We start from the raw sequence: 9,608 nt of genomic DNA, 5'->3' as shown, positions 1-9,608 counted from the left end.
CCATGGCGAAATCCGCCGTTTCGTCGCCGAGCTGGCCGAGGACCTGCACAAGTGGCCGGCCTACCAGCGCTTTCCCGCCGAAGACCTCGTCATGCTCGCCGACCTGGTGGTCAACACCGTGATTCACCTGGCGCTGGACCTGCTGGCGCTGCCCTACGGGGAAGACGAGAACGAGCAGATCAGCCGCACCACCAAGCAGCTGCGGCTGATCATGCTGGGCGCCATGGCCTGGCAGCCCGACAAGGGTGCCGTGCCGGCGGAGTGAGGAGAGGGCGGCGACCCGTGCGCTGACGGGCGCCGCCGTCAGTGATCAGCGGCCGCCGGCGCGTTCTTTCGCGATCAGCGCGTTGACGACCTGGATGGTGCGGGCGCCTTCGCCCGGCACCAGGTACTTGCCGTTGACCACGATGGCCGGGACGCCGGAGAGCTGGTAGCGGATGGCGAGGGTGCGTGAACGCGCGACCTGGCCCTCGATCGGGAACGAGCTGTAGAGGCCGTTGAAATCCTTCTCGCTGATGCCGAAGCGGCTGTAGAACTTCGCCAGGCTCTTCTGGTCGTGCAGACGCTGCTTGTCGACGTGGATGGCCGCGAACAGCGGGCCGTGGGTCTTCTCCACCAGACCGCGCATCTCGGCCACGTAGTAGCCGCGCGCATTGGATTCCCAGACCGCGTTCAGGGCCGCCGGCGTGCGCACGAAGTTGACGTCGGCAGGCTTGGTCTTCAGCCAGCCCACGACATGCGGCTCGAGGTTGTAGCAATGGCCGCAGCCGTACCAGAAGAACTCGCGGACCTCGATCAGGCCGGGCTTGTCGACCGGACCGGGATTGGCGAGGCGCGTGTAGTCCTTGCCCTCGACGGGAACGAAGGCCATGGCCAGGCCGGGCCAGATGGCCAGCAGGCAGAGCGCGAACCACTTTTTCATAGCTGTGTCCTTTTATCGGGTCTTGGCGCGTGTTCCGGCATTTCCGGACGCTGTTGCGGGAATCAACGATACCGGAGGATAGCGGATTACCGGTGGTGGCAAAACCGCCCGGGCATGGTGCTTTGGCACCACCCGGCGATGCCGGCGCGCGCCGCATTGCCCGCGAGAGTGCCCATGAACGGCGCGGACCTATAGACTATCGGCTTCTCAGAGACAGGCGGTCATCATGACGGACGCTGAATACATGCTGGTACAGCTGGCCCGGGCGCAATTTCGCATCAGCGCCCCGACCGTGGCGCTGTGCCCGCCCGACATCGGCTTCGAGGTCGCCTTCGCCGGCCGCTCCAACGCCGGCAAGTCCAGCGCCATCAACACGCTGACCCGCCAGCGCCAGCTCGCGCGCGCCTCCAAGACACCCGGCCGCACCCAGCTCATCAACTTTTTCGCGCTGGACGAGGAACGCAGCCTGGTCGACCTGCCCGGCTACGGCTACGCCAAGGTGCCGGAGCAGATGAAGATCGAGTGGCAGAAGCACCTCGCGCACTACCTGCGCGAGCGCCAGAGCCTGCGCGGACTGATCCTGCTCATGGATGTGCGCCACCCGCTGACGCCGTTCGACCGCAACATGCTGGCCTGGGCCCAGGAACGGCCGCAGCCGCTGGCGGTGCATATCCTGCTGACCAAGGCCGACAAGCTCAACCGCGGCCCGGCCATGACCAGCCTGCAGGCCGTGCGCCGCGACCTGAAGAAGCTCGACTTCGAGGCCAGCATCCAGCTGTTCTCCGCCGTCAGCCGGCTGGGGCTGGATGAAGCCGCGCTGAAGCTGGCCGACTGGCTGGCGGTGCCGCTGCCCTCGCAGGCAGAGGCCGCCGGCGAGGGCGCCATCGAAACGCCGGCCGGACCGCAAGGCGAGGCCTGAGGCCCCGCCATCCGCCCATCCCTGCAGCCGTCACGGCAATCGCAGCGCCTGCCCGCCGGTCAGTGCGCCTCGTCCCAGTTGGCGCCGGTGCCAACCTCGACCTCCAGCGGCACCGCCAGCTCGGCGGCAGCTGGCATTTCACGCTTGAGCAGGGCGGTGACCTCGGCGACCTCGGCTTCCGGCACTTCCAGCACCAGTTCGTCGTGCACCTGCATGATCATGACCGCCTTCAGCCCGGCCTCCGCCAGCGCCTGCTCCACGCGCAGCATGGCGCGCTTGACGATGTCCGCAGCCGTGCCCTGCATGGGCGCGTTGATCGCCGCGCGCTCGGCGGCCTGGCGCAGCACCGGCTTGCTGGCGCGGATATCGCGCAGCATCAGCCGGCGACCGAACAGGGTCTCGACGTAGCCCTGCTCGGCGGCCTGCTCGCGCGTGCGCTCCATGTACTCCTGCACACCGGGATAGCGCGCGAAATAACGGCCGATGTAGTCCTGCGCCTCGCCACGAGAAATGTTGAGCTGCTTCGCCAGACCGAAGGCCGACATGCCGTAGATCAGACCGAAGTTGACCGCCTTGGCGGCACGGCGCTGCTCCGACGTGACCTCGCCGGGCGCGATGCCCAGCACCTCGGCGGCGGTGGCGCGGTGGATGTCCTCGCCGTTGCGGAAAGCGCGCAGCAGGCCCTCGTCGCCGGACAGGTGCGCCATGATGCGCAGCTCGATCTGCGAGTAATCGGCGGCCAGCAGCACATGCCCCGGCGGCGCGATGAAGGCCTGGCGGATACGCCGGCCCTCTTCGGTGCGGATGGGAATGTTCTGCAGGTTGGGGTCGGACGATGACAGCCGCCCGGTCGCCGCCACCGCCTGGTGGTAGGAGGTGTGCACGCGGCCGGTTTCGGCGTGGATCATCTCCGGCAGCTTGTCGGTGTAGGTCGACTTCAGCTTGGCCAGGCCGCGATGCTCCAGCAGCACGCGCGGCAGCGGATGATCGAGCTGCTCCAGCACTTCTTCCGCCGTCGAATACTGGCCGGTGGCGGTCTTCTTGCCGCCGGGAATGCCCAGCTTGTCGAACAGGATCACGCCGAGCTGCTTCGGCGAACCGAGGTTGAACTCCTCGCCGGCGATCTCGTAGGCCTGCTTTTCCAGCCATAGCAGGCGCGAGGCCAGCGTCAGCGACTGCTTGTGCAGCTGCGCCGGGTCGATCAGCGTGCCGTGGCGCTCCATTTTTTGCAGCACGCGCTGCACCGGCAGCTCCAGCTCGCGCAACAGGCTGTCCAGCGCCGGCACGGCCCGCAGCTCGCGGGAAAACAGGTCGGTGAGACGCAGCGTGAGATCGGCATCCTCGCCGGCGTAGGGCGCGGCCTGGTCGATGCCGACCTGGTTGAAGGTGAGCTGCTTGACACCCTTTCCGGCGATGGATTCGAAGCTGATGGAATCACGATCGAGATAGTACTTCGCCAGATCGCCGAGGTTGTGCCGCGTGGCGGTGGCATCCAGCACGTAGGATGCGAGCATGGTGTCGAACACCACGCCGCGCAGGCCGATGCCATGGTTCTCCAGCACGTGCATGTCGTACTTGGCGTGCTGCAGGATCTTGGGCCGGGCCTCGTCCTCCAGCAGCGGCCCCAGCACCGCCAGCACATCGGCCAGCGGCAGCTGCTCGGGTGCACCGGCGTAGTCGTGACCGACCGGCACATACCAGGCCTGGCCCGGCCGCACCGCGAACGACAGCCCGACCAGGCGCGCCTTCAGGTAGTCCAGGCTGTCGGTTTCGGTATCGAACGCGAAGGCATCTGCAGCCCCTAGCTCGGCCACCAGCGCCTGCAGCTGTTCGCTGGTGAGCACGACCTCGGTACGGGTGGGCTCGGCGTCCGGCGCGGCGACGCCGGCCTCCGCAGCGACGGGTTCGGACCGGGCGCCGGCATCGGTGACTGCCGCATCGTCCGTGGCGACCGGCCCCGGCGGCGCGGACAGCGCATAGGCGGGCGCGGCGTCCTGGCGCGACCAGCTGGCGGCACCGCCAGCCTCGGTGCCGGCCGGCGCCTGCGTCAGTTCGTTGAGCCAGCTGCGGAAATCCAGCTCGGCATAGAGCTCGCGCAGGGCATCGGTGTCGGCGGCGTGCAGGGCCAGATCGGCCGGCGCCTGGGCCAGCGGCACGTCGCACTTGATGGTGACCAGCTCGCGGGTCATCGGCAGCATGGGCAGATGATCGCGGAACTTCTCGCCGGTCTTGCCCTTGATGCTGTCAGCCTGCGCCACCAGCGCCGCCAGCGAACCCTGCTCGGACAGCCACTTCACGGCGGTCTTGGGGCCGACGCCGGGCACGCCGGGAATGCCGTCGGAGCTGTCACCAACCAGCATCAGGTAGTCGATGAACTGGTCCGGGCGCACGCCGAACTTGCCGAGCACGCCGGCCTCGTCGAGCACCACGCTGGTCATGGTGTTGACCAGCGTGATCTGCGGCGTGACCAGCTGCGCCAGGTCCTTGTCGCCGGTGGACACCAGCACCGGCCAGCCGGCCTCGGCGGCCTGCCGCGCCAGTGTGCCGATGACATCGTCGGCCTCCACGCCGGGCTCGCAGATCAGCGGCAGGCCCAGCGCCTTCACCAGCGCGTGCAGCGGCGCGATCTGCGCCCGCATGTCGTCCGGCATGGGCGGGCGGTGCGCCTTGTATTCGGGAAAGATGTCATCGCGGAAGGTCTTGCCGGGCGCGTCGAACACCACCGCGACATGGGTGGGGCGAACCTGCCGGAGCAGGCTGCGCAGCATGTTGACCACGCCCTTGATGGCGCCGGTGGGCTGGCCGCTGCGCGTGGTCAGCGGCGGCAGCGCGTGATAGGCGCGGTAGAGATAGGACGATCCGTCAACCAGGACCAGGGGCGGGCGAGGGCTCATGTATCGGACTCGGCGGAAGTCATGCGGATGTTATGTTACACTGTTGCGCTTTTTTGGCGCCGGCATCCCGTTTCCGGGTACGACATACCGGGTGCACCGGCGCCGGCCCCTGAGCATACACGGTATGCAGGATCACGGACCCGTCATGACCATCCGAACGATCACCCCTGCGGCAACCGCCAGCGGCGGCCACGTGCCGGCAGCCCCGCTGGTGCGGCCGACGCAGGCGCACGACCACAGCCAGTGCATCAGTCAGGCGCTGAGCAGCGCCGAGCAGCTCTGCGCCGCCAGCGGCGCCCGCCTGACCCCGCTGCGCCGGCGCGTGCTGGAGCTGGTCTGGGCCAGCCACAAGCCGCTGGGCGCCTACGACCTGCTCGACCAGCTGGCTCGCGAAGGCCACAAGCCGGCGCCGCCGACCATCTACCGGGCGCTGGACTTCCTGCTCGAGCAGCGGCTCATCCACCGCCTGGCCTCGCTCAACGCCTACCTCGGCTGCTCGCACCCGGGTGATGCCCACGCCGGCTACTTCCTGATCTGCCAGGGCTGCGGCACGGTGGAGGAGATCGCCGACACGCGCGGCCTGCAGCAGGCCATCGCGCAGGTCACCGAGGCCGCCGGCTTCCTCATGGAGCAGGGCGCGCTGGAGCTGGGCGGGCGCTGCCTGCCGTGCCGCGAGGGCCGGGCATGACGGTGCTGCGCGTGCTCGGCCCGGTCGGCGGGCCGACCGGGCGTGTGTCGGCGCCCGAGTCCGTCGACACACGCGATCTGCTGCTGTCGCTGCACGACATCGGCCTGAAGCGCGATGAGCGCGTGGTGCTCGACAGCGTGAGCCTGGACCTGCGCCGGGGCGAGATCCTCACCGTGATCGGGCCCAACGGCGCCGGCAAGACCTGCCTGATCCGCATCGCGCTGGGCCTGCTCGCGCCCGACCGGGGCCTGCGCCGGCTGGCGCCGGGACTGCGCATCGGCTACGTGCCGCAGAAGTTCCCGATCAATCCCTATCTGCCGCTGACCGTGGCCGATTTTCTCGCCCTGCCGGGGGCGCTTGCCCTGCCGGCGCCGGACCGCGCCGCCGGCACCGGTGCCAATGCGCCGCGCGCCCGCTGGTGGCGCGGCGGGCAGCGCCGGCATGCGCAACCGGGCATTCTCGCCGCGCTGGCCGAGGTCGGCGCCGAGCATCTGCTGATGCAGCCGGTGCAGGCGCTTTCCGGCGGCGAACAGCAGCGCGTGCTGCTGGCACGGGCGCTGCTGCGCCAGCCCGACCTGCTGGTGCTGGACGAACCCGTGCAAGGCGTCGACCTCGCCGGCCAGGCCGAGCTCTACGCGCTCATCCGCGACCTGCGCGACCGCCACGGCTGCGGCGTGCTCATGGTCTCGCACGACCTGCACGTGGTGATGGCCGCCGCCGACCAGGTGCTGTGCCTGAACCGCCATGTCTGCTGCACCGGCCACCCGGAAGCGGTCAGTCAGCACCCGGAATACCAGCGCCTGTTCGGCCTGCGCGCGAGCAGCGACCTGGCGATCTACACCCATCACCACGATCACCATCACACCCTGCATGGCGACGCCGCCCGCTGCGGCAAGGACTGCCACCATGACTGACTGGCTCTGGCCGCTGCTCGGCGGCCTGCTCACCGCCGCCGCCGCCGGCCCGCTGGGCTCGCTGCTGCTGTGGCGGCGCATGGCCTATTTCGGCGACAGCCTGGCGCACGCTTCGCTGTTCGGCGTCGCGCTGGCGCTCATGCTGCACCTGCCGGCCGGCATCATGATCGTGGCCACCTGCCTGCTGGTGGCGCTGCTGCTGAGCCGGCTGATGTCGCTGCCCGAGCACGGCGGCGACACCTGGCTGGCGATCATGGCCTACGCCGGTCTCAGCCTGTCGCTGGTGCTGACCGCGCTGCACGAGCGCGGCCACGGGCACGACGACCATGCCGGCGAAGCCGCTCACGGCGCCGGCGATGATCACGGCCACGCGCTCGAGGACTATCTGTTCGGCAACCTGCTGGCACTGGACGGCGACACCCTGCTGGCCATGGCCGCCGGCCTGCTGGTGGTGGGCATCGTGCTGGCGCGGACCTGGCCCGGGCTGGTGGCCATGGCCATCCACGAGGAAAGCGCGCAGGTCGACGGCTGGCCGGTGGCGCGCCTGCGTCCGCTGCTGCTGCTGCTGCTGGCCGGCGTGGTGGCCGCCGGCGCCAAGGTCATGGGCGTGCTGCTGATCAGCGCGCTGCTGGTGATTCCCGCCGCCGCCGCACGCTATCTCGCCCGCAGTCCGGGCCAGATGGCGCTGCGCGCGAGCCTGATCGGCATGCTGGCGGTGGCCGCGGGCGTGGGCATCGGCGTGCCCGGCGAACTGCCGGTGGCCGCGCTCACCGTGCTGGCGGCGCTGCTGGTGCTGCTGGCCGCCATGGGCTGGCGACGCCTGCGGGGGTGAGTCGGACAGGCGCGCAGTGACGCCGCCACCGCACCAGCACGGCGACCCGCTCAGGGCTTGAAGCGCACCACGCCGGTGGCGTCATCGTGCTCCTCGTCCGGCTCCTTCATGGTCACTTCCGTCGGCCGCACATCCGTATAGTCGCAGCGCACGCACTCGACCCACTCCGGCTTCGATGAAGCCGGGTCGTCATCGGTGCAGATGCGCAGCTTGTCTTCCAGGCCGCAGGCCGGGCACTTCGCCCCGGCGATGAACATGCGCCGGATGGTCACGCGGCGGCATCCAGCAGGCCGGAGTGGCGCAGCAGCGCCTCCGGCGACGGATCGCGGCCCATGAATTCGCGGAACAGCTCGGCGGCCGGGCGGCTGCCACCCTGGGCGAGGATGGCCTGGCGGAAGCGGCGGCCGGTGTCGGCGTTGAACACGCCCTCGCGCTCGAAGGCGGAGAAGGCGTCCGCCGACAGCACCTCGGCCCACTTGTAGCTGTAGTAGCCGGCCGCGTAGCCGCCCGCGAAGATGTGCGTGAAGCTGCACGGGAAGCGGTTCCAGGCCGGCGGACGCAGCAGGCTGGTGGTGTCGCGCACCTCGTCGAGCACACGCAGCATGGCGGCGAAATCGATATCGGCGCGGCGGTGGATCTCCAGGTCGAAGATCGAGAATTCGAGCTGGCGCAGGGTCATCAGCCCGGACTGGAAGTTGCGCGCCGCCAGCAGGCGGTCGAGCAGGGCCTGCGGCAGCGGCTCGCCGCTGTCGACATGACCGGAGATCAGCGCCAGGCCTTCCGGGGTCCAGCACCAGTTCTCCATGAACTGGCTGGGCAGCTCGACCGCATCCCAGGCCACGCCGTTGATGCCCGACACGGCGGCGACCTCGACCTCGGTCAGCATGTGGTGGATGCCGTGGCCGAACTCGTGGAACAGGGTGGTGACCTCGTCGTGGCTGAGCAGGGCCGGGCGGCCATCCACCGGCGGATTGAAGTTGCCGGTGAGGAAGGCGATGGGCTTCTGCAGCGTGCCGTCGGGCAGGCGGCGGCGCACGCGGGCGTCCGCCATCCAGGCGCCGCCGCGCTTGCCGCCGCGGGCGTAGAGATCGAGATAGAACCAGGCGCGGACCTCGCCGTGCTCGCGCACGGCCCAGGCGGTCACGTCCGGGTGATAGGTCTGCAGCTCGGGCGCCGGCGCGATATCGACGCCGAACAGGCGCTGCGCCACCGCGAACAGGCCGTCGACCACGCGCGGCGCCGGGAAGTAGGGCTTGAGGTCTTCCTGCGACAGCGCGTAGCGCTGCTGCTTGAGCTGCTCGGCGGCGTAGGTGGTGTCCCAGGGCTGCAAATCATCGATGCCCAGCTCGGCCGCCGCGAATCCGCGCAGCTCGGCGAGGTCGCGCTCGGCGCCCGGACGCGCCTTGCGCGCGAGGTCGTGCAGGAAGTCCAGCACCTGCTCTACGGATTCGGCCATCTTCGGTTCCAGCGACAGCGCGGCGTAGTGCGGGAAGCCCAGCAGCCCGGCCTGTTCCTGGCGCAGCGCCAGGATCTCGCTGATCAGCGGGCCGTTGTCGAACTGCCCGGCCTGCGGCCCCTGCTCCGAAGCTCGGGTGGCGTAGGCAGTGTAGATCTCCTCGCGCAGCGCGCGGTCGCGGGCATGGGTCATGACCGCCAGGTAGGACGGCATGTCCAGGGTGACGCGGTAGCCGTCTTCCTGTTTCTGCTCCGCCAGCGAGCGCAGCAGCGCCAGCGCGGTGTCGGGCAGGCCGGCGAGGCGGGTGGTGTCGGGCAGGGTCAGCGACCAGGCCTGGGTGGCATCCAGCACGTGGTCGGCGAACTGCGAAGTGAGGCTGGACAGGCGCTCGCTGACCTCGGCGAAGCGCTGCTTGCGTTCGGCCGGCAGGCCGATGCCGCTGAGGCGGAAGTCACGCAGCGCGTTCTCCACCGCCTGCCGGCGCGCCGGCGACAGCGCGGCGAAGGCCGGGGAGTCGCGCAGCGCCCGCCAGGCGCGGAACAGGTCCTCGTTCTGGCCGACCTCGGTGCCGTAGGCCGAGAGCTTTGGAATGCAGGCATTGTAGGCTGCGCGCCAGGCTTCGTTGTTGACCACGGCGTTGAGCTGCGACACCGGTGACCAGGCCGCGCCGAGGCGGTCATCCAGCACCTCCAGCGGTGCTGCCAGGCTGTCCCAGGTCGGCGCCGCGTCATCACCGCCGGCCTGCGCCGCCAGTTCGGCGATGCGCGCGCGGCTTTCCGCCAGGATGCGGTCGATGGCCGGCTCGACATCCTCCGGACGGATATCGGAGAACACCGGGATCAGCGGCGGATTGAGCAGTGCGTTCATGACGGGACTCCGGGACGGGGAACGCGCTCCGGCGGGCGGCGCACACCGCGCCGCCCGCCGGAGAGGCATCAGTAGACGTAGGACAGGCTGACCGTGGTCAGGTTCAGGCGCGTGTT

The 9,608-nt window shown here is 69.9% G+C and carries 9 protein-coding genes; 5 read left to right on the top strand and 4 right to left on the bottom strand.

Translation table 11 applies throughout. The features are described 5' to 3' along the window. Window positions 1-265, top strand: a 265-nt coding sequence (locus C5O18_RS10335; RefSeq protein ID WP_206389706.1) for a hypothetical protein, incomplete at its 5' end; no start/stop codon positions are given. Between the two features lie 45 nt (window positions 266-310). Here the strand turns inward: C5O18_RS10335 and C5O18_RS03295 are convergent. Further along, on the bottom strand, window positions 311-922 hold the full coding sequence (locus tag C5O18_RS03295) for a thiol:disulfide interchange protein DsbA/DsbL (protein WP_105191434.1): 612 nt from the start codon (window positions 920-922) through the stop codon (window positions 311-313). A 226-nt stretch (window positions 923-1,148) separates the two neighbouring features. On the opposite strand from C5O18_RS03295, the gene yihA reads away from it, so the two are divergent. Continuing rightward, the gene (gene yihA / locus C5O18_RS03290) at window positions 1,149-1,841 is read left to right on the top strand and encodes a ribosome biogenesis GTP-binding protein YihA/YsxC (protein WP_105191432.1); all 693 of its coding nucleotides are present in this window, start codon (window positions 1,149-1,151) and stop codon (window positions 1,839-1,841) included. A 59-nt stretch (window positions 1,842-1,900) separates the two neighbouring features. On the opposite strand, the gene polA is transcribed toward yihA, so the two are convergent. After that, entirely contained in the window at window positions 1,901-4,735 is a 2,835-nt protein-coding gene (gene polA / locus C5O18_RS03285; RefSeq protein WP_105191430.1) for a DNA polymerase I, read from the bottom strand. 145 nt (window positions 4,736-4,880) lie between these two features. Between polA and C5O18_RS03280 the strand changes: the two genes are divergently transcribed. The 3 genes from C5O18_RS03280 to C5O18_RS03270 are packed head-to-tail and all read left to right on the top strand — an operon-like array spanning window position 4,881 to window position 7,169. Beyond that, a complete protein-coding gene (locus tag C5O18_RS03280; RefSeq protein ID WP_105191428.1) occupies window positions 4,881-5,423 on the top strand; it encodes a Fur family transcriptional regulator in 543 nt (180 codons plus the stop codon). Next, entirely contained in the window at window positions 5,420-6,337 is a 918-nt protein-coding gene (locus C5O18_RS03275) for an ATP-binding cassette domain-containing protein (protein ID WP_105191427.1), read from the top strand. The genes C5O18_RS03280 and C5O18_RS03275 overlap by 4 nt, the downstream gene beginning before the upstream one ends. Next, the gene (locus C5O18_RS03270) at window positions 6,330-7,169 is read left to right on the top strand and encodes a metal ABC transporter permease (RefSeq protein ID WP_158249253.1); all 840 of its coding nucleotides are present in this window, start codon (window positions 6,330-6,332) and stop codon (window positions 7,167-7,169) included. Before C5O18_RS03275 ends, C5O18_RS03270 begins: the two co-directional genes overlap by 8 nt. Before the next feature lie 50 nt (window positions 7,170-7,219). On the opposite strand, the gene C5O18_RS03265 is transcribed toward C5O18_RS03270, so the two are convergent. After that, window positions 7,220-7,441 (bottom strand): YheV family putative metal-binding protein, encoded by a 222-nt coding sequence (locus C5O18_RS03265; protein ID WP_420884465.1) that lies wholly within the window; start codon window positions 7,439-7,441, stop codon window positions 7,220-7,222. Further along, the gene (locus tag C5O18_RS03260; RefSeq protein ID WP_105191424.1) at window positions 7,438-9,492 is read right to left on the bottom strand and encodes a M3 family metallopeptidase; all 2,055 of its coding nucleotides are present in this window, start codon (window positions 9,490-9,492) and stop codon (window positions 7,438-7,440) included. Before C5O18_RS03260 ends, C5O18_RS03265 begins: the two co-directional genes overlap by 4 nt. Window positions 9,493-9,608: the final 116 nt, after the last annotated feature.

It is taken from the genome of Amnimonas aquatica (genome assembly GCF_002943415.1).
GTDB lineage: Bacteria > Pseudomonadota > Gammaproteobacteria > Pseudomonadales > Moraxellaceae > Perlucidibaca > Perlucidibaca aquatica_A.
Note: the sequence above shows the minus strand (reverse complement) of the source record. Positions and strands in the feature narration are given on the sequence as shown.

Coding starts and splice junctions, on each gene's coding strand:
- C5O18_RS03295 (WP_105191434.1), bottom strand. CDS start 922: ATGAAAAAGTGGTTCGCGCTCTGCCTGCTGGCCATCTGGCCCGGCCTG.
- yihA (WP_105191432.1), top strand. CDS start 1,149: ATGACGGACGCTGAATACATGCTGGTACAGCTGGCCCGGGCGCAATTT.
- polA (WP_105191430.1), bottom strand. CDS start 4,735: ATGAGCCCTCGCCCGCCCCTGGTCCTGGTTGACGGATCGTCCTATCTC.
- C5O18_RS03280 (WP_105191428.1), top strand. CDS start 4,881: ATGACCATCCGAACGATCACCCCTGCGGCAACCGCCAGCGGCGGCCAC.
- C5O18_RS03275 (WP_105191427.1), top strand. CDS start 5,420: ATGACGGTGCTGCGCGTGCTCGGCCCGGTCGGCGGGCCGACCGGGCGT.
- C5O18_RS03270 (WP_158249253.1), top strand. CDS start 6,330: ATGACTGACTGGCTCTGGCCGCTGCTCGGCGGCCTGCTCACCGCCGCC.
- C5O18_RS03260 (WP_105191424.1), bottom strand. CDS start 9,492: ATGAACGCACTGCTCAATCCGCCGCTGATCCCGGTGTTCTCCGATATC.